This is a genomic window from Castellaniella sp. GW247-6E4, from assembly GCF_040276065.1.
In the GTDB taxonomy this organism is placed as follows: Bacteria; Pseudomonadota; Gammaproteobacteria; order Burkholderiales; family Burkholderiaceae_B; genus Castellaniella.
In genome coordinates, this window is sequence record NZ_JBELOI010000014.1 from 17,140 (window position 1) to 38,216 (window position 21,077).

At 62.1% G+C, this 21,077-nt stretch carries 25 protein-coding genes; 15 read left to right on the plus strand and 10 right to left on the minus strand.

Annotated elements, in window-relative coordinates; genetic code table 11:
- Positions 1-9: 9 nt before the first annotated feature.
- The 7 genes from ABS761_RS15185 (at position 10) to ABS761_RS15215 (ending at position 5,799) form a co-directional block, all read left to right on the plus strand.
- A complete protein-coding gene (locus tag ABS761_RS15185) occupies positions 10-645 on the plus strand; it encodes an N-carbamoylsarcosine amidohydrolase (protein WP_350409180.1) in 636 nt (211 codons plus the stop codon).
- A 27-nt stretch (positions 646-672) separates the two neighbouring features.
- Entirely contained in the window at positions 673-1,674 is a 1,002-nt protein-coding gene (locus ABS761_RS15190) for a DUF6925 family protein (protein ID WP_350409181.1), read from the plus strand.
- A gap of 108 nt (positions 1,675-1,782) precedes the next feature.
- Positions 1,783-2,979, plus strand: a complete 1,197-nt coding sequence (locus tag ABS761_RS15195; protein ID WP_350409182.1) for a CaiB/BaiF CoA transferase family protein — start codon at positions 1,783-1,785, stop codon at positions 2,977-2,979.
- A gap of 13 nt (positions 2,980-2,992) precedes the next feature.
- Positions 2,993-3,916, plus strand: coding sequence for a hydroxymethylglutaryl-CoA lyase (locus ABS761_RS15200; RefSeq protein ID WP_350409184.1), 924 nt, complete (start codon positions 2,993-2,995; stop codon positions 3,914-3,916).
- A 55-nt stretch (positions 3,917-3,971) separates the two neighbouring features.
- Positions 3,972-4,841 (plus strand): isocitrate lyase/PEP mutase family protein, encoded by an 870-nt coding sequence (locus ABS761_RS15205; protein WP_350409185.1) that lies wholly within the window; start codon positions 3,972-3,974, stop codon positions 4,839-4,841.
- Between the two features lie 71 nt (positions 4,842-4,912).
- Positions 4,913-5,212, plus strand: a complete 300-nt coding sequence (locus ABS761_RS15210) for a hypothetical protein (protein ID WP_350409187.1) — start codon at positions 4,913-4,915, stop codon at positions 5,210-5,212.
- Positions 5,213-5,295: 83 nt separating this feature from the next.
- The gene (locus tag ABS761_RS15215; RefSeq protein WP_350409188.1) at positions 5,296-5,799 is read left to right on the plus strand and encodes a DUF2165 family protein; all 504 of its coding nucleotides are present in this window, start codon (positions 5,296-5,298) and stop codon (positions 5,797-5,799) included.
- 120 nt (positions 5,800-5,919) lie between these two features.
- Here ABS761_RS15215 and ABS761_RS15220 read toward each other — a convergent pair whose 3' ends face one another.
- The 4 genes from ABS761_RS15220 to ABS761_RS15235 form a co-directional block, all read right to left on the minus strand.
- Complete coding sequence (locus ABS761_RS15220; protein WP_350409189.1) at positions 5,920-6,609, minus strand: DUF3313 domain-containing protein; 690 nt, start codon at positions 6,607-6,609, stop codon at positions 5,920-5,922.
- 108 nt (positions 6,610-6,717) lie between these two features.
- Positions 6,718-7,791 carry an NAD(P)-dependent alcohol dehydrogenase gene (locus tag ABS761_RS15225; protein WP_350409190.1) on the minus strand — a complete coding sequence of 358 codons (1,074 nt, stop codon included), beginning with the start codon at positions 7,789-7,791 and terminating at the stop codon, positions 6,718-6,720.
- A 151-nt stretch (positions 7,792-7,942) separates the two neighbouring features.
- Positions 7,943-9,064, minus strand: coding sequence for a baeRF11 domain-containing protein (locus ABS761_RS15230; protein ID WP_350409191.1), 1,122 nt, complete (start codon positions 9,062-9,064; stop codon positions 7,943-7,945).
- A gap of 47 nt (positions 9,065-9,111) precedes the next feature.
- The gene (locus ABS761_RS15235) at positions 9,112-10,026 is read right to left on the minus strand and encodes a LysR family transcriptional regulator (protein WP_350409192.1); all 915 of its coding nucleotides are present in this window, start codon (positions 10,024-10,026) and stop codon (positions 9,112-9,114) included.
- A gap of 352 nt (positions 10,027-10,378) precedes the next feature.
- On the opposite strand from ABS761_RS15235, the gene ABS761_RS15240 reads away from it, so the two are divergent.
- The 5 genes from ABS761_RS15240 to ABS761_RS15260 all read left to right on the plus strand — a co-directional run bounded on the left by ABS761_RS15240 (position 10,379) and on the right by ABS761_RS15260 (position 13,923).
- Complete coding sequence (locus ABS761_RS15240; RefSeq protein ID WP_350409193.1) at positions 10,379-10,930, plus strand: cytochrome b; 552 nt, start codon at positions 10,379-10,381, stop codon at positions 10,928-10,930.
- Positions 10,927-11,499: a YceI family protein gene (locus ABS761_RS15245; RefSeq protein WP_350409194.1), complete on the plus strand. Its 573-nt coding sequence runs from the start codon at positions 10,927-10,929 to the stop codon at positions 11,497-11,499. Before ABS761_RS15240 ends, ABS761_RS15245 begins: the two co-directional genes overlap by 4 nt.
- 54 nt (positions 11,500-11,553) lie before the next feature.
- A complete protein-coding gene (locus tag ABS761_RS15250; protein ID WP_350409195.1) occupies positions 11,554-12,123 on the plus strand; it encodes a YceI family protein in 570 nt (189 codons plus the stop codon).
- An 82-nt stretch (positions 12,124-12,205) separates the two neighbouring features.
- The gene (locus tag ABS761_RS15255; RefSeq protein ID WP_350409197.1) at positions 12,206-13,210 is read left to right on the plus strand and encodes a glutathione S-transferase family protein; all 1,005 of its coding nucleotides are present in this window, start codon (positions 12,206-12,208) and stop codon (positions 13,208-13,210) included.
- Between the two features lie 11 nt (positions 13,211-13,221).
- Positions 13,222-13,923, plus strand: a complete 702-nt coding sequence (locus tag ABS761_RS15260) for a pirin family protein (RefSeq protein ID WP_350409198.1) — start codon at positions 13,222-13,224, stop codon at positions 13,921-13,923.
- A gap of 12 nt (positions 13,924-13,935) precedes the next feature.
- On the opposite strand, the gene ABS761_RS15265 is transcribed toward ABS761_RS15260, so the two are convergent.
- From ABS761_RS15265 to ABS761_RS15290, 6 genes are read right to left on the minus strand one after another with little or no spacing between them, the layout of a single operon-like run.
- Positions 13,936-14,829: a branched-chain amino acid ABC transporter permease gene (locus ABS761_RS15265; RefSeq protein WP_350409199.1), complete on the minus strand. Its 894-nt coding sequence runs from the start codon at positions 14,827-14,829 to the stop codon at positions 13,936-13,938.
- Positions 14,830-14,845: 16 nt separating this feature from the next.
- Positions 14,846-15,706, minus strand: coding sequence for a branched-chain amino acid ABC transporter permease (locus ABS761_RS15270; RefSeq protein ID WP_350409200.1), 861 nt, complete (start codon positions 15,704-15,706; stop codon positions 14,846-14,848).
- Positions 15,707-15,713: 7 nt separating this feature from the next.
- Complete coding sequence (locus ABS761_RS15275) at positions 15,714-16,469, minus strand: ABC transporter ATP-binding protein (protein ID WP_350409201.1); 756 nt, start codon at positions 16,467-16,469, stop codon at positions 15,714-15,716.
- Positions 16,466-17,254 carry an ABC transporter ATP-binding protein gene (locus ABS761_RS15280; RefSeq protein WP_350409203.1) on the minus strand — a complete coding sequence of 263 codons (789 nt, stop codon included), beginning with the start codon at positions 17,252-17,254 and terminating at the stop codon, positions 16,466-16,468. Before ABS761_RS15280 ends, ABS761_RS15275 begins: the two co-directional genes overlap by 4 nt.
- Entirely contained in the window at positions 17,251-18,492 is a 1,242-nt protein-coding gene (locus tag ABS761_RS15285; RefSeq protein WP_350409205.1) for an ABC transporter substrate-binding protein, read from the minus strand. The genes ABS761_RS15280 and ABS761_RS15285 overlap by 4 nt, the downstream gene beginning before the upstream one ends.
- 48 nt (positions 18,493-18,540) lie before the next feature.
- Positions 18,541-19,086 (minus strand): carboxymuconolactone decarboxylase family protein, encoded by a 546-nt coding sequence (locus tag ABS761_RS15290; protein ID WP_350409206.1) that lies wholly within the window; start codon positions 19,084-19,086, stop codon positions 18,541-18,543.
- 284 nt (positions 19,087-19,370) lie between these two features.
- On the opposite strand from ABS761_RS15290, the gene ABS761_RS15295 reads away from it, so the two are divergent.
- The 3 genes from ABS761_RS15295 to ABS761_RS15305 all read left to right on the plus strand — a co-directional run bounded on the left by ABS761_RS15295 (position 19,371) and on the right by ABS761_RS15305 (position 21,041).
- The gene (locus tag ABS761_RS15295) at positions 19,371-20,204 is read left to right on the plus strand and encodes an aldo/keto reductase (RefSeq protein WP_350409207.1); all 834 of its coding nucleotides are present in this window, start codon (positions 19,371-19,373) and stop codon (positions 20,202-20,204) included.
- Between the two features lie 99 nt (positions 20,205-20,303).
- The gene (locus tag ABS761_RS15300; RefSeq protein WP_350409209.1) at positions 20,304-20,462 is read left to right on the plus strand and encodes a DUF5993 family protein; all 159 of its coding nucleotides are present in this window, start codon (positions 20,304-20,306) and stop codon (positions 20,460-20,462) included.
- Positions 20,463-20,471: 9 nt separating this feature from the next.
- Positions 20,472-21,041 carry a disulfide bond formation protein B gene (locus ABS761_RS15305; protein ID WP_350409210.1) on the plus strand — a complete coding sequence of 190 codons (570 nt, stop codon included), beginning with the start codon at positions 20,472-20,474 and terminating at the stop codon, positions 21,039-21,041.
- Positions 21,042-21,077 lie beyond the last annotated feature (36 nt).

Sequence of the window (21,077 nt, forward strand, 5' to 3'; positions counted from 1 at the left end):
GAGGTTGGCATGGCGCAGTCTACTGAGGAAAACTACCGAGGTGTATTTGATGGGGAGGTGGGTTTTGGGACCCGCCCGGCAATTGTCGTCATTGACTTTGTGCGCGCCTATACGGTGCAGGGCTCCCCGCTCTATGCCGAGGGTGTCGTGCAGGCGATCGCAAACACCGTGCCACTGCTCAGCGCGGCGCGAGCATCCGGCATTCCGATCATATACACCAAAGTATCATTTCACCCGTCCGGCCTGGATGGTGGACTTTTCGTTCGCAAGGTTCCGTCATTGCGCAAGCTCGTGGAGGGCGAACCCTTGGCGGAGGTCGATCCTTTGGTGGCCCCACAGCCAGAGGACCTGGTCATCATAAAAAACTATGCGAGTGCCTTCTTTGGCACGTCCCTCGCTACGACGCTGCATGCAATGGGTGTCGACACGGTGATCCTCACTGGCTGTTCCACAAGCGGATGCATTCGGGCGTCTTCAATTGATGGAATTCAACATGGATTTCGGGTTGTGGTGCCGGAGGAATGTGTCGGCGATCGAACACCCGAAGTACATCGGGCCAACTTGTTTGATATCAATGCAAAGTACGGTGACGTCCTCCCCCGTGAGACGGTCGTTCGGTTCTTGACAAGCGTGGCAGGCTCGTAGCCGCGCAGTCATGAGGAGAGAGGGGACATGAGCGATATCACTATCACGGCCTTAGTGGAGCAAATGATCGTGGATGCACGCCACGGTTGGAGCATCGGCACCTTTGGCGCAATTGGCGAGTTCATGCGCGATGACGAGGAGCCGGCGTCCATATCGCTTGATGCCGGCGCGTGCCGGATCGTCACGTCCAGGGGGGGTATGCGTGTGACGCCGGTCCCGGCCCTGCAGGTCATTGCTTACGATACGCTTGCGAGCGACGGCGAGACCTGGGGCCAGGCGATTGCCTTCTGTTTGCCGAAGCCGGATCAGTGCCAACAGAGCGGTGTGCGCGATCTTGGCCCTGATCGGGAGGCGCTTCGGCATGAGGATAGGGACATGCGGCTATTCGATCTGGGTGTGGGCATTGGCCATGTCCGGTTTTGTGTGCGTACTGAGGACATCGCGCTGATCGCCCAGCTTGAGGCCTTGGATGGTCGGCCGATATTCGGACCGGGTGGACAGGCCGTCATGACGGAGGTGCTGCGCGCACAACCGCATCGCGTGCTGTTCTCGCCCATCGGTCGTATTGAGGTTTACGCCCCGATTCCGGCGCCAGGCGGCAATAGCCCTGAAGGCCCGCATACTCATTTGCTTCCAAAATTACTCGCGGCCGGGCGGACTCATGCCGCGAACGCACCGATCCCGATCGATTTGCAGCCGGTGCTGATGCTGCATCCTCGCTCGCCATGGCGAGATGGTGGTGGTCGCCGTGTGCCCTTCGATCGCGAGTTGGACGAGATTTTTCAACGGTTGCTGAGGCAATTCGGGCTTCCAGAGGATATTGCGATCCGTATCGCGATCGAGGATGCCGTCGAACGCGGTGTGTCGCCGCAGGCTTATCTATGGCCGGAGACGCGACGCGGACGCATTGCGGCACGCATTGTGCTGCGCCGCCTTGCCTGTGCCGGGCAACCGGTTGCAGCGTGGCGGCGACACTACGATCACGCTGCCGAGCTCGAATCTGATGATGAGGCCGTGCTCCATGGCTGAAGCTGGCACCGGGGTTCGCCGTGGCCCACATGTGGATTCTAAAGTGTTGTTTTTTTCTTCTTCATTCGTCGCCGTATAGGCGACTACATAAACTGCAGAGAACTATCTATGGTGCTCGAACATATCATCGTGCTGGATCTAACTCATATGCTGTCCGGCCCATATGGCACGATGCTCTTGGCGGATCTGGGCGCGCGCACAATCAAAGTGGAACCCCCAAATAGCGGTGAGGGGACGCGCCGCTTGCTGGAAAAAGACCCCGATTATTCGATCGACGGCATGGGCGCCTATTTCTTGACACTTAACCGCAATAAGGAAAGTGTCTGCATCGATTTGAAGGCCGAGGCGGGTCGAGCTGTTTTCTTTGACTTGGTGCGGCAGGCGGATGTCGTGTATGACAACTTCAGCGTCGGAGTCACGGAGCGTCTTGGCATCGATCATGGGTCATTATCAAAAATCAACCCGCGCATCATTACCTGCTCTGTAACGGGGTTCGGCCAGACTGGTCCTGAAATTCACCGGCCTGCTTTCGATCAGGTGGTTCAGGCCATGGGCGGGGGGATGTCGATCACCGGCAACCCGGATGACGGTCCGGTGCGCAGCGGCATACCGATTGGCGATTTGGGCGGCGGCATCTTTGGTTCCATGGGCGTTTTGGCCGCACTGGTCCAGCGCGAGCGCAGCGGCGTTGGCCAGCATGTGGATGTTTCGATGCTTGATGCGCAGATCTCCATGCTCAACTACATGGCGACCATGCATCTGATGTCGGGTATTGTCCCCGAAGCAATCGGTAATAGCCATTTCGTGCATGTGCCGTACAACAGCTTTACGACGCGTGATGGCCATATCATCGTGGCCTGCATAGGGGATTCATTTTTTGAGCGTTTCGTCGAAGAGATGGATATTCCCGCTTTGCGTAATCCGGAATTTTTGAAACAGCCCGTGCGTTATGCGGCCAAGGCGGAGATCGAGGCAATCATCAATGAGAAATTGAAAACCGAGTCGACAGCTTATTGGCTTGAGAGACTCCGTACGGCCCGTATTCCCTGCGGCCCGGTCAATAATCTTGAGCAAGCTCTCACTGACGCTCAGGTCCGTGCGCGCGACATGGTGGTGGAACTGGCGTTGGAGTCTGGCAAAAGGGTGCAGGTGCCGGGCAACCCGATAAAGCTGTCAGCGATGGAGCAGCCGGGCTATACCCGCCCGCCCGCAATGGGAGAGCACACAAATGACGTCCTTGGCAGCCTGTTGAGCTATTCCGAGGAAACCATCGGACAACTACGCCAAGCCGGCGCAATTGGCTAAAGGGAGCGTTCTCGTGGAAGCTATTCATATTACGGATGTTGCACCGCGTGACGGTTTACAAAACCAGTCGGTTCATGTGCCGACTCAAGCCAAGCTCAAACTCATCGAGTTATTGAGCAATGCCGGCGTATCCAGTGTCGAGGCGACAAGCTTTGTGTCGCCCAAGGCCGTTCCGCAAATGGCCGACGCCACCGAGCTCGTCCAAGAGCTGAGCCGGGTATTCGAAAATTTGCGCTTATCGGTTCTCGCGCCCAATCTGAAAGGGTTGGAGCGCGCGCTTGCCGCCGGGGCAAAAGAGATTGCGGTGGTGCTCTCAGCCACCGAGATGATGAATCAGAAAAACATCAATATGAGCCTGGATGCGGCGATTGCAGCGAGCGAGCAGACGTTGCATCGTGCACGTGATCATGGCCTGCGCAGGCGGGCCTATATTGCTGTGGCGTTCGAATGCCCGTTTGAGGGGGCGACTGGACTCGACCGGACGATGCTGCTGGCTAAGAAAATGCTCGAAGCCGGCGCCCAGGAAGTCGTAATCGCCGACACGATCGGCGCTGCTGCCCCCTTGGACGTCAAAGAGAGGATGAGCGCATTGGCGGAGGTGGTCCCCGTCTCGCAACTGGCTATCCATCTGCACGACACGCGTGGCATGGCTGTGGCCAATGCCTGGGCCGCCCTCGAAGCGGGAATCCGTCGTTTTGATTCCAGTGTGGGTGGTATCGGCGGCTGTCCGTTTGCCCCCGGGGCCGCCGGAAACCTGGCGACCGAAGACCTGGTCTTGATGGCGGGGCAGTGTGGCTTTGATACCGGTATAGATCTCAATCTGCTGCTCGACGCGGTTGATTTTGCCGAAGGCGTGCTGGAGCGTCCGCTTGGCGGCCGATCCAGTGCTTGGTTGCGGCGCAGGCGCGCTCGAGACACATCGGCTTCGGCATCCTGAGCGATGTAGTGTTTGCCCCCACCAGTTGCAGTCTCTCATTTATTGGAACCGGCACATGAGTACACCCGCATCGCTCAAGAAGATCCTGGCAAGTGGCGAGCTTGTCGTCGCTCCTGGTGTTTTCGACATGTTTTCCGCTCGGATTGCAGATCAGCTTGATTTCAAGGCCTTGTACATGAGCGGTTATGGCATTTCCGGCTCTTATCTTGGCGTGGCGGATGCCGGCTTGATCAGTTATACCGAAATGGTCGGGCGAGCCGCTGTTATTGCAGAGGGCATTAGCAAGCCATTGATTGCCGATGCGGACACGGGCTTTGGCGGTTTGATCAATCTGCGCCGCACGATTCGAGGCTATGAAGCAGTGGGCGTGCAGGCCATTCAGTTCGAGGATCAGGTATCGCCCAAAAAATGTGGCCATACTCCTGCGCGTCAGGTCATTCCGATCGCGGAGATGCTGAAAAAAATAGAGGTCGCGGTGGAGGCTCGGCGCAGCAGCGAGACGCTGATCATTGCGCGCACCGATGCCCGCTCCGAATTGGGCCTGGACGAAGCGATTAGGCGCGGTAATGCGTACGCAAAAGCCGGCGCGGATATTATCTTTATCGAGTCCCCGGAATCGGAGGATGAGTTCCGCCGGATAGGCGCCGAGGTGGATGGCTGGTTAATGGCCAATATGGTTCCAACCGGACTATCGCCGGAGCTCTGTTCTGATACCTTGGGTGAATGGGGTTTTAATATCGTCATCTACCCTGCACTTGGTATGGCGGTCGCATCCGCCGCTCTGGGCGCGGGCTATCGGTTCCTTCAGTCAAAAGGCACGACGATAGGTCTCGATATCCCCGCCTATAGCATGGATCAGCTGCATGACCTGATGGGTTTTCCCGAGATTTGGGAATTTGAGCGCCGTCATGTGATGATCCAGTGAGGCAGCTCCCCCATCTCACCCGCGAGCCTGTAGCATAATGAGCGCATTGATAAAAAATGAAGGGGGGAGACATGCCGGCGATCAGTCAGCGAAGGCAGCCCATGGACTCGGGGCGGGCGTTGCGCATTGCCACACGGGCCCTGGTCCTGGTTGCAGCCGCGTTCGTCGCGGTTCTGCTGGTGCGCGCCGTCGGAGGTTTGATCATTGACCGTGGCATGGCGCGCCAGCAGGCGCTTGAAAAGGCGGCGATCGAGCGTTGCCTGGAAGACCAGAACGCCGATTTCAATTCTATCGAACAGCGCAGGTTTGCCCGCGCGGCCTGCACCAGGATGCGGAACGACTATCGGCAGCGCTACGGCGAAAAACTCTGAGGGCGTGCCATCCGTGGTCCGCCGTCCGCGAGCGGGGCTGCTGGCTGGGGCTTGCGGCAGGCCATGACACTAGGGAAGCGCCCATGGTGATTCGATACTCGAAGCTTTTGCTCACTGCCGCGATCGCCTTGTTCGCGTCGTTGGTCTCTTTCGGCAACATCACCGACTACGGCAGCAATTTCGCGTTCGTCCAGCACGTGCTGCTCATGGATACCATCTTTCCGACGGCCACGATCCAGTATCGGGCGATCGACTCGGTGGCTGTGCATCACGCGGTCTATATCTTCATCATCGCCCTTGAGACCTTGACGGCTGTCCTGTGCTGGGTTGGGGCGTGGCGGATGTTCAGGGGCCGATACGCGTCGGCGGCTGAGTTCAACCGCCGCAAGCACATGGCCATCGCTGGTCTCACATTGGGTTTTCTGGTTTGGCAGGTGGGCTTTATGTCCGTCGGCGGCGAGTGGTTCGGGATGTGGATGTCGGAGCAGTGGAACGGCGTCGCGTCCGCATTTCAATTCTTCGCGACGATAGGCATCGTCCTGATTTATGTCGCGCAGAGGGATGGCGACATCGGTGACTTGGCGTAGGGCCGAATATCGTCAGGGCGCTCTGGCGGACCCGGTTGGGGGCGGTACGGCCGCTCGTCCGGGTCTTGCGTCTATTGCGTGCATCCGCGCCGGATCAGGCCCGGCAAATGGCCCGTCGGTTCATTTCCCTTTGACGTATTGCTGGACAGCGTCGGCCACGGCCGTGGTCCACGCATCGATCATGGGCTGCAGGCTGGCCAATTGGACGCCACCACGTCCCTGGGACGCATCGATTACGCGCTCTCCGGTGCCGCCGCGTACCCCGGCATAGAGCAGCTCGCCCGACACACTGTCGGTCACATGTGATTCGACGGCAATCGTGGCATCGCGTGGCAAGCCACCTTGTGCCACGGCTCTGGCGCCGGTCAAGGCCAGGGCGATGGGTACGAATTGATAGGCTTTCAGGGCCCGCGTTTCAGCCCCGACAGCGGTGATGGCGATGCGCACCTGGGCCACGCCCGGTCCGGCGCTGTCGACCAGCTTGATTTTCGCCCCCAGTTTCTGGCGCAACGACCGGTCCAGCTCTTTGCGGATCTGCGTCAATGCGTCCATCGAGACGTCAGCGCTGGACCGGGGCTCGGGGTAATACAGGATGGGGTCAAGCTTGATCGCGTGGTAGCGGGCCGGTGTAAAGTCCGGGCTCGCGTAGGCTAGCCGGTTGCTCTCTCCCGACACGGTGGCTTGCTGCAAGCGCGAGTAATCAGGCAAAAATCCGGATTGTTTCGGTGCGGGGGATGTTGCGCAGCCGGCCATCAGTGCCGCAATAGAGAGAGGTAGAAAAATATTGATCAATCGCTTTTTGTTGTGCATGGCGTGATTCGATTGCCCTTGGGTATTTCTGTTTACGTGGGGAAACCAGGTGTGCTGTGCGGCACGCGTCTCTCCTGGACAACGCTGGCGTGACACGCGAGTTTACAGTCAAACCTCCCGCTCCACACCGCCGTCATGACCCAGCGAAGCGCTATCGATGACGAAGCGGTACTTCACATCGCCTTTGAGCATGCGTTCATAGGCGGTGTTGATTTCATCGGCGCGGATCATCTCGATATCCGCTACGACGCCGTGCTGGGCGCAGAAATCCAGCATCTCTTGCGTTTCTGGAATGCCGCCAATCAGTGAGCCCGCCAGGCTGCGGCGTTTGAGGATCAGGTTGAACACCCCGGGCGCGGGGTGCGGCGTGGCGGGTGCGCCCACCAGCGTCATCGTCCCGTCGCGCTTCAGCAGGTTGAAGAATGGATCCAGGTTGTGCGGTGCGGCCACGGTGTTGAGGATGAAATCCAGGCTCTTGGCGTGCGCGGCCATCTCGTCGGTGTTGCGTGAGACCACGACCTCATTGGCGCCCAGTGCCAGGGCCGCCTCGCGCTTGGAGTCGGATGTGGTGAATGCCACCACGTGTGCGCCCATGGCGTGGGCGAGCTTGATGCCCATGTGGCCCAGGCCGCCGATGCCGACCACGCCCACTCGGTGGCCCGGCCCCACTTTCCAGTGGCGCAAGGGCGAGTAGGTAGTGATGCCGGCACACAGCAGCGGCGCGACGGCGGCCAACTGTGCCTCGGGGTGGTGGATGCGCAGCACGTAGCGTTCATGCACCACGATCTGCTGCGAATAGCCGCCCAGCGTGTGGCCTGGCGCGTCCGGGGTGGAGCCGTTGTAGGTGCCGACCATGTGGTCGCAGTAGTTTTCCAGTCCCTCCTCGCAATCGGCGCAGTGCTGGCAACTGTCGACGATGCAGCCCACGCCGACGAGGTCGCCCGGCTTGAATCCGGAGACGTGCGATCCAATGGCCGATACGCGGCCCACGATTTCGTGGCCCGGCACGCAGGGATAGTGCGTTCCCGCCCATTCCGAGCGCACTTGATGAAGGTCGGAGTGGCACACGCCGCAGTAGGCAATGGCGATCTGCACGTCGTGCGCGCCGGGTGTGCGCCGCGTGATTTCCATCGATTCGAGGGGTTGGTCGCCCGCGCGGGCGCCGAAGGCTTTTATCGTCACGATGAGCTTCCTTTGTGAGGGTCACAAAATCGGCGATGGGCGGCGGGTCTGCCGCCATCGATCAGGTCGGCCATGGTCCATATCCATGCCACCCATGGTGTCAATGATAATACCGAACCCCGGCGGGCTGCGCTGTCCTTGGCGAGGTCTGTCAGTGCGGATAGCGCAGGATCGCCGCAAGCTCATGGTCGCCGGGGATGTCTTTCTTTCTGACCCCCAGCACCGTTGCGCCACTGGCAAATGCACGAGCGGTGATCTCGTCGATGATGTCATAGGCCTTGGCATCGTCTTTATCCACGAAGGACACCGCACCCGTTTCGTCGTCGACGAAACCCGCGGCCACGGCGTCGATGTCGACCAGGAGCGTCTGGATCGCGCCGGCCGTCGCCGCGCGCGCCGCGTCGGAGATGTCCGTTGTGCCGCGGCGTTCCCCCGCCCGCTTGTCGAACAGCGCCTTGATGTCGGCGACCTGCCGGGCATAGGCGTTGTCGAGGATCGGCCGCGCCCGCGCGGTCAGTTCGGCTTCGCTCAGATGATCGGGGCTGTCCGCGATCGTCTCGGGCAGCAGCGCCGGGTAGGAGCAGGTTTGTTTGAACAGGTCCGCGATCCGCCCCGTTGCTGCCAAGACCAGCGGGGTTTCGCGGCCGGCGAGGATCGGCCGCAGCGCCGCGTCAACCTGGCGGACATACTGCTGGAGCCGGACGTTGTGGCCTTCCATGGCGTGGATGCGACCGCTGAAAGCACGTTCGCTGTTTGGGGCGCGGCCCACCGATGAGGCCATATCCTTGGGCAGTTCCAGCACTACGATTTCGGAGGCGGGCTGGTCGGCATTCAGTTCAAACAGACGCGCGGAATTTTCTGACAGGGCGAGGATGAACGCCGAGTGCGGGAAGGTGACTGCGCGAAACAACGGCTTGAGATGATATCGGTCGGAGACCTGCACCGTGGACACCAGGTCGTTTGCAAGCCGGTAGGTGCGGATGCTGTCCGGTGTCGAGAACACGGCCAGGCTGTTCGCCTGGAAGCGCCAGAACTCATCGTCGTCCAGGAGGTTGTTGAGTCCGTCGAGCAGCGCGCTCAGGCGCCGTTTGTCAAATGCCGCCGCCTCGAGCTGCGTTTGCGCTTCTTTGATGAGGTTTCCCATCTGGATGCGGGACGCCTGAACGTCTTGCGTCACTGGGGTTGTTTTCAAATATATTGAGACGCAGGCATCGGCTCGCTGGTTGGCGAGTAGAGAAAATTCGTTTCGGGTCGGAATGTCGACATAGAGCATAGTGGTTTCCTTTTTGAATGTCCGGGTTTTCGCCCGGTACCGATGTGCTAGTAAGCCGCACCGGCCCTCAGGGCCTCATTGTTTTGCTCGCGGGCTTGTTCGACCAGGTAGTCCAGAAACACCCGCGAGCGCTGTGGAACGAATTTACGGCTGGGCATGGCCGCATACATCGCGAGCCGCCCCGTAATCCAAGGGTTCAGCACCCTGACCATCTCACCTCGGGCGAGATACGGCGCGACGATGTCGAGTGATATCGAGGTGATGCCGGCGCCATCCAGCGTGGCCCGAAGCAGGGTGTCGGTGTGGTTGGCGAGCAGCACCGGATCGACGTTTACTTCGACCCGGTCGGTCGGGTTGAGCTCGCGCCACATGCTCCAGGCATTCAAGGGCTCGCCTGTCTTCTTGAGGCGCAGGCATTCGTGTTGATTCAGCTCCTCGGGTTGTGTCGGCGTGCCCCGTCGCGCCACATAGCCTGGAGATGCAACGAGCACCACGTCGGACTCGATGACCTTGCGGGCGACGATATCGGCGTTGAAGCTGACATCGACGCCAAGCAGCGTAATGTCGTAGTCCTCGATGGGCGGGTCCCGATAGGTTTCGACGTCGATGTCGATCACGATGCCGGGATGTCGTTGACGGAAGCCAGACAATAAGGGCGCAATCACGTAGCTCGCCAGCACCGGCTGTGTATGCACGCGCAGACGGCCGGCGAGCTCGTGGGTATGGGCGCTGGCCATTGCGTCCGCCTCGTCCACGTCCTGGAGAATCTGGCGAACGCGCGCCAGGTAGGCTTCCCCGGCCTCGGTCAGCGCCACTTTCCGCGTGGTGCGCTGAAAGAGCCTGGTTCCGAGCAGTGTTTCGAGCTCGGCCACCAGGCGGGTCGCCACAGGCGGCGACATATCCAGCGCGCGCGCCGCCGCGGCAAATCCGCCTTCGCTGGCCACTCGCTCGAAAATTTGCATTGCGCGTAAGCGATCCATAGCTCACCCATTCGTTATAATTTCTAATTTAGGAATAATATATGTTATATTAGCATATTTATTCTATTAATAGAAATCTTTAAAGTATCTGCATCAATGGAACGAAAGGTAGGCAATTCATCGAACATCGCCATGAGTAAAGCATTTGAAATGCTTGGTTTGCGGCCTGGCAACTAGAAAGGATGCCGGATGATTGCGCTAATTGTTTCGTTTGTGGAAATAAGAAGAGGTTGGTCGAATGTTTTTCTCTGTATTTATTTCTAATAGGGGTTTTGTGACAAGAAAGGCGAGGCCTTTCCAGGCAGGCACTCGGGCGTTTTCCCGGCAGAGGGCCATGCGTGCGGGCCCGCGCTATACGCGCACGGCGATCTTTCTGCACTGGCTGGTTGGGCTCGGCCTGATGGGGACTTTTGCGCTGGGCTTTTACATGGAAGGGTTGCCCCTGTCGCCCAATAAACTGCAACTGTATTCTTGGCACAAATGGGCGGGAATGGCGTTGCTGGCGCTTGCCGTGGTGCGTCTGGCGTGGCGCATGAGTCATCCCGCACCCGATCTGCCGCTGTCCATGGGGCCCTTGGCTCGCCTCGCGGCGCATGCCGGACACTGGGTGCTTTATGCCTTGATGATCGTGGTTCCGCTGAGCGGTTGGCTCATGAGCTCGGCGCAGGGCGTTCCCGTCGTGTGGTTCGGGGTTCTGCCCCTGCCTGACTTGGTGCCAAAGAGCGCGGCCCTGGGGGTTACGCTCAAAGACGCCCATGCTCTGTTGAACTATGTGCTGTTGGCGGCGGTTGTTGGGCATGTCGGTGCCGCTGCGCATCACCATTTTGTCAAGAAGGACACGATCATGACCCGCATGCTGCCGTTAGTCGACAGGAAGTCCTCGTGAAATCCAATATTTTGCGTCCGGCCGCACTCGCCGCCGCTTTGAGCCTAAGCCTTTTGAGTAGCGCACATGCGCTCGAGTACACCGCGCTCGATAGCGAGGCCAGCAGGGTGACCTTTGGCTATCGCCAGATGAACGTCAAGATGGACGGCAGTTTCGGCGAGCTGAAAGCCCAGTCGCTGAGCTTTGATCCGGCCAACCCGGAGGCGGCCACGATTGCCATCGAAGTCTCGTTGGCCAGCATCGATGCCGGTTATGCCGAAGCAAACGCCGAATTGGAAAAGGAGGAATGGCTGGCGTTGAGCGCGCATCCGCTCGCCACGTTTACCTCAAGCAAGGTGGCCGCCCTGGGTGATAACCGTTACCAGGTGACGGGCGATCTGTCGATCAAGGGCGTCACTAAGGAAGTGGCGGCGCCCTTTACCTTTAAAGAGGACGGGGACTCCGGCGTCTTCGAGGGCGGCTTTACGTTCCAGCGCGCCGATTTCGGCGTCGGCGAGGGTCAATGGAAGAATTTCGGCATCGTCGCCAATGACATCCACATCGGTTTTCGCGTCGTCGCCACGCCGTAGCGAAACCGTCGTTCCCAAGCACCTTCTACCTGTTTTTCGACTATAGGATTCACTATGAAAAAGACACTCATCGCCGCGGCATTCGCCGCTTTCGTTGCCGGTCAGGCCGTGGCCGCCCCGCAGGCCTATGTGGTGGATTCCAGCCATACGTTTCCGCGTTTCTCGTATGACCACCTGGGTTTGTCCAAGCAGATTCTGCGTTTTAACCAGACGAGCGGCACCGTGGTGTTGGACAAGGCGGCCAAGAATGCCCAGGTGGATGTCACCATCGACATGACCTCGGTGAGCACCGGCTTCAAAGATTTCGATGGTCACATCCAAGGCGTGGACTTCCTGGATACCGCCCAGTTTCCGACGGCCACCTTCAAGTCCGTCAAAGTGGTGTTCGACGGCGACAAGCCCGCCAGCATCGAGGGCGACTTGACCATCAAGGGCGTGACCAAGCCGGTGACGCTGACCGTCACGTCGTTCTTCAATGGCCCGCACCCGATGCTGAAGAAGGACGCCATCGGCGCCAATGCCACGGCGGTGATTTCGCGCAGCGCATTCAATGCCGGAATGTTCGCACCCGCGGTCAGCGACGCGGTCACGCTCGATATCGCGCTGGAAGCCGTGATCGAGTAAGCACGCACGATTTCACGGAGCCGGGCCGTGAATGGGTGGACAATTCACAGACATACCCGGCCTCGCAAGGCAAGGAAAAGACATGGGACTTCTCATTGACGGCAAATGGCACGACCAGTGGTATGACACGAGCAGCACGGGTGGACGCTTTGTGCGCAGCGACACGCAGTTCCGCCATTGGATCACCCCTGATGGCAGCGCGGGCCCGACCGGCGCCGGGGGTTTCCAGGCCGAAGCCGGCCGCTACCATTTGTATGTTTCCCTGGCGTGCCCCTGGGCGCACCGCGTGCTGATCATGCGGGTGCTCAAGGGCCTGGAAAAAATGATTGGTGTATCGGTGGTCAATCCGTATATGGGTGAGTGCGGCTGGACGTTCGAGCCCGGCGCGGGCGTGCTTGCCGACCCCGTCGGCCAGGCGCAATACCTGTATCAGGTCTATTTGCGGGCACAGCATGATTACAGTGGGCGCGTCACCGTCCCGGTGTTATGGGATCTGCAACGCAACACGATCGTCAATAATGAGTCCTCGGAAATCATCCGCATGCTCAATTCGGCTTTCGATGGCATCGGTGCCAGAGAGGGCGATTACGCGCCGGCGGACCTGCTGCCACGGATCGACGCCGTCAATGCCGAAATCTACGATGCCGTCAATAATGGCGTCTATAAGGTCGGCTTTGCCACGACGCAGGAGGTCTACAAGCAGGAAGTCGGCAAGCTGTTCGCCTCCCTCGATCAGCTCGAAAACACGCTCGGCCTGCAGCTTTATCTGCTGGGCGATCGCCTCACCGAGGCCGACTGGCGGCTGTTCACGACGCTGATCCGCTTCGACGCTGTCTACCACGGGCATTTCAAATGCAATCTGCGGCGTCTGGCCGACTACAAGAACCTCTGGAGCTACACGCGCGAGCTTTACCAGTGGCAGGGCGTGGCGGACACCGTGAACTTTGATCACATCAAGCAGCATTACTACCGCAGTCACCACAGCATCAATCCCAACGGCATCGTGCCGCTGGGCCCCGTTCTTGATCTGCACCGGGCATCCGATCGCGCCGTGCCCGCGGCACGGATCCAGGCTGAAATCATCTAAGAGGGAACATCATGCTGGAAATCCGAAAAAGCGCAGACCGTGGTGTGGCCGAGCATGGCTGGTTGAGCTCCCGTCATTCGTTTTCATTCGCGAATTACTATGACCCCAAGCACGTGGGCTTTGGTCCGCTGCTGGTCATCAACGAAGACCGGGTGCAGCCCGGCCGCGGGTTCGGGGCGCATGGCCATCGCGATATGGAGATCATCTCCTATGTGCTGGATGGCGCGCTGGAGCACAAGGACAGCATGGGCACCGGCTCCGTGATCCGCTATGGCCATGTCCAGCGCATGAGCGCCGGCACCGGCGTGGTGCACAGCGAATTCAATCATTCGCACGACGAGCCCGTCCATTTCCTGCAAATCTGGATTCGGCCCAATGCGCAGGGCATCGAGCCCGGCTATGAGGAAAAGTATTTCGAGCCGGCCGGCAAGGCGCGGCAATGGCGGCTCATCGCCTCACCCGACGGCCGCGACGATTCGGTACTCATCCACCAGGATGCGCAGATATATGCCTCGATCCTGGATGGCGAGGATAGGCTGGAGTACACCTTTCCTGATTCGCGTTGCGGCTACCTGCATGTGGTTCGCGGGGCCGTGGCGCTCAATGGCCTGGCGCTGAGCGCGGGCGATGCGGCCAAGCTCGTGAATGAAAGGCAGGTGACCGTATCGGATGCGGGCAGGGCCGAAATCCTGCTGTTCGACCTGCCGATATAGTGGGCGCCGCGCTTACCCCCCGCGTCCCGCGTCCCCGCGCAGGAACCGGTACTCGCGCCCGAACCCCTCGGGCTTGTAGATCAGCAGCAGGATCAGCGCCAGGCCGATGAGGATCAGCCGCAGGGCGGCAAGTTGATGCGGCGCGAGCCACGAGATGGCGTCGTCGAGAAAGCGCGTGCCTTCGATCAGGACGACGACTGTCAGGCTGCTGACCAGCACCCCGCGATGGCTGCCACGGCCGGCGAGGATGACCAGCATGAAGGCCGATGCCGTCATGGCGATGTTGAATTGCGTGGGGTCGATGTATTGGTAGTAGAACGCGTGCAGACAGCCGGCGATGCCCAGGGCCGCGCCGCCCAGCGCGAACAGCCGCAGCCGCGCGCCCAGCACGTTTTTGCCCAAGGTCTCGGCCACCAGGGGATCGTCGCGCAAGGCGCGTGCGGTGCGGCCCAGCGGCGAGCGGGACACGATCTCGAGGACGGCGAACACCAGGGCCAGGCCGGCCAGCGCGAACACGAGCATGCCGGCATCGCTCGGAAACGGCCTCGGAATGCCGGGGATGCCGATACTGCCGCGGGTGAGCCATTCCTCGTTGTTGACAATCAGCTTCACGCTTTCGGCAAAGGCCAGGGTGACGATTGCGAAATAGTCGTCATCCAGGCGCAGGGAAATCAGGCTGACCAGGGCGCAGACGGTGGTGGTCAACACGATGGACGCCAGCACGGCCTGCCACGGCGCCCAGCCCATCTGCGTGGTCAGCAGGGCGCAGGCGTAGGCGCCCACCATGTAGAAGCCGAACAAGCCGAAGTTGACCAGCCCGGTCATGCCCCACTGGATGTTGAGGGCGAGGCCGGCCACGCCGGCGATGACCGCGATGGTGAGCAGGGACAGCAGGTAGCTCGTCATGGGATTTCCTTCCCGTCTACCGGGTCAGCCAGCGGGTGCCGAACAGGCCGGCGGGCCGCAGGATCAGCAGCAGGCTCATGAGTACGAAAGCGACCATGATGCGGTAGTGCGCGGGCATGACGAGGGTGGCGGCCTCGGACAGTACGCCCATCACCAGCGCGCCGGGGATGGCGGCCAGAGGATGGGTCAAGCCGCCCAGGATCGCCGCTGCAAAGGCGGGCAGGGCGTACAGCCAACCCATCTGCGGGTCGATGGTGGCGTCCAGGCCGATGAGCGTGCCCGACAGTGCGGCGAGCACGCCCGACATCGCCCAGGTCACTGTGACGATCTGTTGGCGGGACACGCCGCGTGTGGCTGCCAAGGGGGCATTGTCCGCGATGGCGCGCATGGCGCGCCCCAGGCGGCTGCGCCTGAAGATCACCCACACGACCAGCAGCGCGAGCAGGCACACCACCAGCGCCTGGACCTGCTCGACGTTGATGCGCAGGCCGGCCCACCGCCAGGGGCGCGAGAGGGCGACGTCGTAGCCCACGGGGGTGTTGCCCGCGACGAAACGCACGATGTTCTCGAGGATGAACGACACGCCGATGGATGCGACCATCAGGGTGACGGCGGAGCGGTCCCGCAGGGGGCGGAAGACCAGTAGGTCGATCACCGCGGCGAGCGCGCCGGCCAGTGCTGCGCCCAAAATGCCCGAGACGATCAGCGGCAGCCCCAGGACCACGTTCAGGGTGTAGACCAAGTAGGCGCCCGCCGTGATCATGGCGCCGATGGCGAAATTGGCGAAGCGCAGGACGCTGAAGGTCAGGGCCACGGCGAGCGCGGGCAGCGCGACCAGCATGCCGGTGACCAATCCATTGAAGAGTATCTGCATCATGTCGGTGTCAGGAGGTGGGCTGTGCGGGTGCGCCGCGGCGGTCGGCACTTAGGAACAGTTCGGCCAGGGTGTCGTCAGCGGCCAGTTCCGCCGCCGCCGCCGTGCGCCTGACGCGGCCCATGACCAGGACCAGGCCGTGGTCGGCCGCGGCCAGCCCCAGTTGCACGTTCTGCTCGATCATCAGCAGGGTGAGGCCGGTGCCGCGGATACGGTCGATGATCTCGAACAACAGTGAGGCATTCCGAGGGGACAGGCCGGCGGAAGGTTCGTCGAGCACCAGCAAGCGCGGCTCGAGCATCATGGCCGAGGCCACGGCCACCATCTGGCGTTGCCCGCCGCTCAGGAGGCCGGCCGGTGTATTCAAGTGGGGGAGGATCTCGGGAAACAGATCCAGGATTTCGTCAAGCTTGTACGACAAGGGCGCGCCGGTCCGCCGGTCGGGGCGAAACTCCCAGCCCAGCCGCAGGTTCTCGCGCACGCTCATATTGCGAAATATATTGCTTTCCTGCGGTACGTAGGCCAGGCCGAGCCGGGCGCGCGCGCGCGCGTCCAGGCGGGTGATGGGTGTGTCCCCGAGCTGGATCGTACCGTCCAGCGCAGGCACCAGGCCGGCGATGGCCTTGAGCAGGGTGGATTTCCCCGAACCGTTGGGTCCGACGATGGTCAGGGCCGTACCGGCGGGCACATCCAAGTCGACGCCGTGCAGGATATGCTTGCCGCCGTAGCCCGCCTTCAGGCCGCGGACCGCCAGCGCGGCGCTCATAGGGTCACCCCCAGATAGGCGTCCTGCACGCGCCGGTCGGCTGTGACCTTGGCGAAGGCGCCTTCGGTCAGCACGGCGCCGTCGGCCAGCACGTAGATGGTGTCGCAGAGTGCCGCAATCAGATCCATATTGTGTTCGACGATGGCGAATGTCCGGCCTTCGCCGCGCAATTCGCTGATGAATGCGGCAAGCTCCTCCATCAGCGCCGGGTTGACGCCCGCGGCGGGCTCATCCAGCAGGATGATGGGCGCCTCGAGCATCAGTGCTCGACATAGTTCCAGCAGTTTCTTCTGTCCGCCCGACAGGCTGCCGGCGGGCGCGTCGGCCAGCCGCAGCAGGCGCGTGCGTTGCAGCAGCGTCAGCGCGTGTTCCAAAGCGGCGCCCTCGGCTGCGCGGATGGCGCCGCGGTCGGTAAAGATGTGCCACAGCGATTCGCCTGGGTTGTTGGGCGCGGCGAGCAGCAGGTTCTCGAGTACGGTCAGGCTGTCGAGTTCGCGGGCGAGCTGGAACGTGCGTGCAATGCCGGCGCGTGCGCGCCGGTGCATGGGCAGCCGGGTGATGTCCCGTTCGCCCAGCCGCACGGTGCCCGCATCCGGCGCGGTGCTGCCCGCCAGTACGTTGAATAGCGACGATTTGCCGGCCCCGTTGGGGCCGACGATGCCGGTGATCCGTCCGGGCTCGATGTGCAGCGTAACCCCGCGCAGCACCTGGAAGCCATCGTAGGACAGCGTGATGTCGTGCGCGCTGAGGGCGAGTCCCGTGCGGCCGGCATGGCCGGGGATCACTGGATCAGGCCCTTCAACTGATTGGTCCCCTTGGTAATGATGAAATGGCCATAGCTGCGATGCAGTTGATCGCCCGTGGGCACGAACTCGAAGTCCGCCCCCGCGCCGCTGTAGGCGATGTCCTTGCCCGCGCGCAACGCTTGCAGGCCGGCGACCGGGTTCTCGACGGTCTCGCCCGGGCCGTTGACCACGTCGAGGATGGCTTTGGTAAATACGGCGGGATCGGCGCTGCCCGATTTTTCGATGGCCAGCGCCATCACGGCGATCTGGTCCCAGACATTGGACGGGAAGATGGCGAGCGTGTTCTCGGGCGTGCCGGTGTGTTGCGCGAATGTTTTATAGGCGGTGGATTCGGCGGGCGGTATCGACTGGATGTGGTGGATGCCCTCGGAGACCTCGGCGCCCACGTTCTTGACGAAGGCGCCCTCGGCGTCGGCCGCCGAGGAGTTCGAATAGATCTTGCTCGTGAAGCCGCCGCGATAGACTTCGCGGGCGATGGCCGAGAGCTCGGGCAGGTAGCTCGGCAGGAACACAGCGTCCGGGTTCTTGGAGAACACCTTTTCGACTTCGGCCCGGTACGACGATTGGCCCGGGTTGTAATACACGACGTCGACGATTTTGCCGCCCTGTTTCTCGAATTCCCGCACGAAGGGATCAACCATGATGGTCCAGGCCGGGGCCTGCTGCGCCAGCACGGACGCGGTGCGGGCGCCGTCCTGGTAGGCCGCGCGCGCAAACACCTCCCCCCAGTCGCTGCCGCGCGCCTGAAAGCGCCAGACCAGCCCGTGGTTGTCGCCCTGGGTGACCTCGTCGCCCGTGCCAGTGACCAGAAGGGGGACATTGCGCTCGAGCGTCAGGGGGCGTACGGCCAGCGCCACCGAGCTGCTCCACAACCCGCCGATGGCCACGACCTTGTTCACGTCGAGCAGCTTGCGCGCCGAGGCCACGCCGGCCGTGGGGTTGGTCTCGCTGTCGGCCGCCACGATTTCGAGTGTGCGGCCGTTCAGGACGCCGCCGGCATCGGTGTTGATGAACTCGGCCGCCCGCTTGGCGGCCTCGATCATGCCGGGGCCGTAGGCACCGCCCGCGCCGCTCAGGGGCGCCAGAATACCGATGCGGATGGGGTCGCCGTCCTGCGCAAGCGTGCTGGCGGGCAGCGTGTAGGCCGCCAGGCCGACGATGGCCGAAAGGGTGGCGAGGGCGGCGCCGCGGCGCCCCCGGTTGAGGATGCTGGTCATGTTCCTGGGTACTCTCTGTGAGGTGGAAATGCGTCGGGGTCGCGGCCTTTAGAGAGCATGGGCAGTGGTGCTGCTCTCGCCGATCTGCAAGGCCTGGTTGAAGCGGTTGAAGAAACCGCACAGCGTGATGCGCAGCGTCAGCTCGACGATCTGCGATTCGGTGAACTGCGCGCGCAGGCGGTCGAACAGGGATTCCGGCAGCCGTTGGGCGGACTGTGTGACGGCGGCGGCGTATTCGACCACGAGCCGGTCGGTGTCGGTCAGGGGCGCCGTCGTCGTGCCGTCGATCAGCGCTTGCGGATCGTCGATGTCCAGGCCCTGCACCTGCAGGCGCGGCGTGTGGCCCTCGACGCAATAGTGGCAGCGGTTCAGGTGCGAGGTGACGATGATGGCGAGCTCGATGTGCCGCGGGGAAATGCCCTGGCGCGCCTTTAGCGTCATCAGCATTTCGAATAGATGCTCCGCCGCGGGCTCGACCTGTGCCAGCACCCGGAACTGCTCCGCAAAGTGGTCGCTGCCCAGTGTGTACTGAGGGAAGAGTGCCTGGAGCGTGGGGCTCAGCGACTCGATAGCGGGTTGGGATACACGGGGCATGGCGGGCTCGGAGGATGGGTTGCAAGGGCCGGCGCGGCAAACGACCCGGAAATCAAAGGGGCCGCGAGCGGCCCCTTGAAACACGGGTGCAGTGCCGTCGGCGTCGGCATGAAAGGTCTTCCATTCTATGGAGTCGTGGAACGCCATTCCAATAATGGATATCTATATTCTTATTATCGCGGGTTGTATGGGAATCATATGTCTGTCGATTATGTGTCCCGGGCGGCGCGGCGGCATAATGGCCTCAACGGCGCATTCCCGTCGATTTTCCCCAGGAGGTCCCCATGTCCACGAGTCCCGTCCCCGTCGTCACCCTGCCCAATGGCGTCCCGATGCCGCAAATCGGCCTGGGCACCTGGCCGATGGACGATGCGCAGGCCGCCGCCGCGGTCGCCGCGGCGCTTGGCGTCGGCTATCGGCTCATCGACACCGCGGAGAACTACCGTAACGAGCGGGGGGTGGGCGAGGGCATCCGGAAGTCCGGTGTGGCGCGCGGCGATATCTTCGTCACCACCAAGTTCAATCGCCAATGGCACGGCGCGGACGGCCCGCGCCAAGCCTGCGAGGCCAGCTTGCGGCGACTAGGCCTGGATTACATCGATTTGCTGCTCATTCATTGGCCCAACCCGGACCAGGACCAATACGTCGACGCATTCCAGGGCATGACCCGCCTGCTCGAGGGCGGCCTGGTGCGCGCCATCGGCACGTCGAACTTCAAGGTCGCGCACTTGGAGCGCCTGTTCGATGCGGGCTTGGTGCCCCACGTCAACCAGATCCAGATGGACCCCTATCACACGCGGGGGGATATCGTGGCGATGCATCGCGCCCGGGGCATCGTGACCGAGGCCTGGAGCCCACTTGGGCGCGCCGGCGGGATGATGGACGATCCGGCGATCGTCGCCGCGGCCCGGCGCCACGGCCGCACGCCGGCCCAGGTGGTGCTGCGCTGGCATACGCAGTCCGGGGCCGTGCCCATCCCGAAGTCGGCGGACCCGGCACGCCAGGCGCAGAATCTGGACGTGTTCGATTTCACGTTGTCCGCTGAGGAAATGGAGGCGCTCAGTCGCCTGGACCGGCCGGACCCCGGGATGCTCGACTCGGATGTGTTCGGGCATTGAGCCGAATCCGCCGGCCCGCACGCGGATGGATGCCTGTTGAAAACGGCGGCGTCTCAAATACAATGTGTCATCTCGTAAGTCGACGATGAGGCGCCCGCCATGATCATGATGCTGCCTTTCCTGTCCGCTTTACTGTCGGTGTGGTTCGCCATCCGTGGGCGGCGCGGCGCCTGCATCGGCCTGTGGCTGGCGACCCTGCTGATTTTCACCGCGTGGAGCCGGTACCACATGACCGGCGTTCTCCCCATTTCACTATAGGTGGCCCTCATGGCAGGCGAACTGTTTTCGGATTCGCGACGCATGTCGGGCTGGGTGAACGCCATCGGGCTGGCGGCGGTCTGCGGCGTGCTCCTCATGGCGTTCGTCTGGCAGGTGGTCTACGACGAATTGCCGTGCCCCTTGTGCTTGCTGCAGCGGGTGGGGTTCGTGATGGTCGGCATCGGCCTGCTGCTCAATGTGCGCTTCGGCCCATCCCCCCTGCATTACGCGCTGATCCTCTTTTCAGCCCTGGCCGGCGCGTTCGCTGCCGGCCGCCAGGTGCTGCTGCACATCGCGCCCGACGACGTGGCGGGCTATGGGTCGCCGTTCCTGGGGCTGCACTTCTACACCTGGGCCTTCGTGCTCTTTGTCCTGACGATTCTATGGACGGCGGTGATGTTGGTGTTCGATCGCACCTGCGCCGACAGCCCCCGGGCCCGCGTGCCCGGAAAGGTCGCCCGGGCGATCATCTGGCTGTTCTTTATCCTGGTCGCGGCCAACTTGGTGTCCACGTTGCTGGAATGCGGCGTCGGCGCATGCCCGGACGATCCGGTGTCCTATCTGTGGTGGCCCCGCTGAGTGAGGGCGAGCGGATTTAGTGTCCTGTACGGATTC

Coding starts and splice junctions, on each gene's coding strand:
- ABS761_RS15260 (WP_350409198.1), top strand. CDS start 13,222: ATGCTGGAAATCCGAAAAAGCGCAGACCGTGGTGTGGCCGAGCATGGC.
- ABS761_RS15265 (WP_350409199.1), bottom strand. CDS start 14,829: ATGACGAGCTACCTGCTGTCCCTGCTCACCATCGCGGTCATCGCCGGC.
- ABS761_RS15220 (WP_350409189.1), bottom strand. CDS start 6,609: ATGCACAACAAAAAGCGATTGATCAATATTTTTCTACCTCTCTCTATT.
- ABS761_RS15215 (WP_350409188.1), top strand. CDS start 5,296: ATGGTGATTCGATACTCGAAGCTTTTGCTCACTGCCGCGATCGCCTTG.
- ABS761_RS15185 (WP_350409180.1), top strand. CDS start 10: ATGGCGCAGTCTACTGAGGAAAACTACCGAGGTGTATTTGATGGGGAG.
- ABS761_RS15205 (WP_350409185.1), top strand. CDS start 3,972: ATGAGTACACCCGCATCGCTCAAGAAGATCCTGGCAAGTGGCGAGCTT.
- ABS761_RS15300 (WP_350409209.1), top strand. CDS start 20,304: ATGATCATGATGCTGCCTTTCCTGTCCGCTTTACTGTCGGTGTGGTTC.
- ABS761_RS15295 (WP_350409207.1), top strand. CDS start 19,371: ATGTCCACGAGTCCCGTCCCCGTCGTCACCCTGCCCAATGGCGTCCCG.
- ABS761_RS15190 (WP_350409181.1), top strand. CDS start 673: ATGAGCGATATCACTATCACGGCCTTAGTGGAGCAAATGATCGTGGAT.
- ABS761_RS15230 (WP_350409191.1), bottom strand. CDS start 9,064: ATGCTCTATGTCGACATTCCGACCCGAAACGAATTTTCTCTACTCGCC.
- ABS761_RS15210 (WP_350409187.1), top strand. CDS start 4,913: ATGCCGGCGATCAGTCAGCGAAGGCAGCCCATGGACTCGGGGCGGGCG.
- ABS761_RS15240 (WP_350409193.1), top strand. CDS start 10,379: ATGCGTGCGGGCCCGCGCTATACGCGCACGGCGATCTTTCTGCACTGG.
- ABS761_RS15235 (WP_350409192.1), bottom strand. CDS start 10,026: ATGCAAATTTTCGAGCGAGTGGCCAGCGAAGGCGGATTTGCCGCGGCG.
- ABS761_RS15270 (WP_350409200.1), bottom strand. CDS start 15,706: ATGATGCAGATACTCTTCAATGGATTGGTCACCGGCATGCTGGTCGCG.
- ABS761_RS15195 (WP_350409182.1), top strand. CDS start 1,783: ATGGTGCTCGAACATATCATCGTGCTGGATCTAACTCATATGCTGTCC.
- ABS761_RS15305 (WP_350409210.1), top strand. CDS start 20,472: ATGGCAGGCGAACTGTTTTCGGATTCGCGACGCATGTCGGGCTGGGTG.
- ABS761_RS15285 (WP_350409205.1), bottom strand. CDS start 18,492: ATGACCAGCATCCTCAACCGGGGGCGCCGCGGCGCCGCCCTCGCCACC.
- ABS761_RS15250 (WP_350409195.1), top strand. CDS start 11,554: ATGAAAAAGACACTCATCGCCGCGGCATTCGCCGCTTTCGTTGCCGGT.
- ABS761_RS15275 (WP_350409201.1), bottom strand. CDS start 16,469: ATGAGCGCCGCGCTGGCGGTCCGCGGCCTGAAGGCGGGCTACGGCGGC.
- ABS761_RS15290 (WP_350409206.1), bottom strand. CDS start 19,086: ATGCCCCGTGTATCCCAACCCGCTATCGAGTCGCTGAGCCCCACGCTC.
- ABS761_RS15255 (WP_350409197.1), top strand. CDS start 12,206: ATGGGACTTCTCATTGACGGCAAATGGCACGACCAGTGGTATGACACG.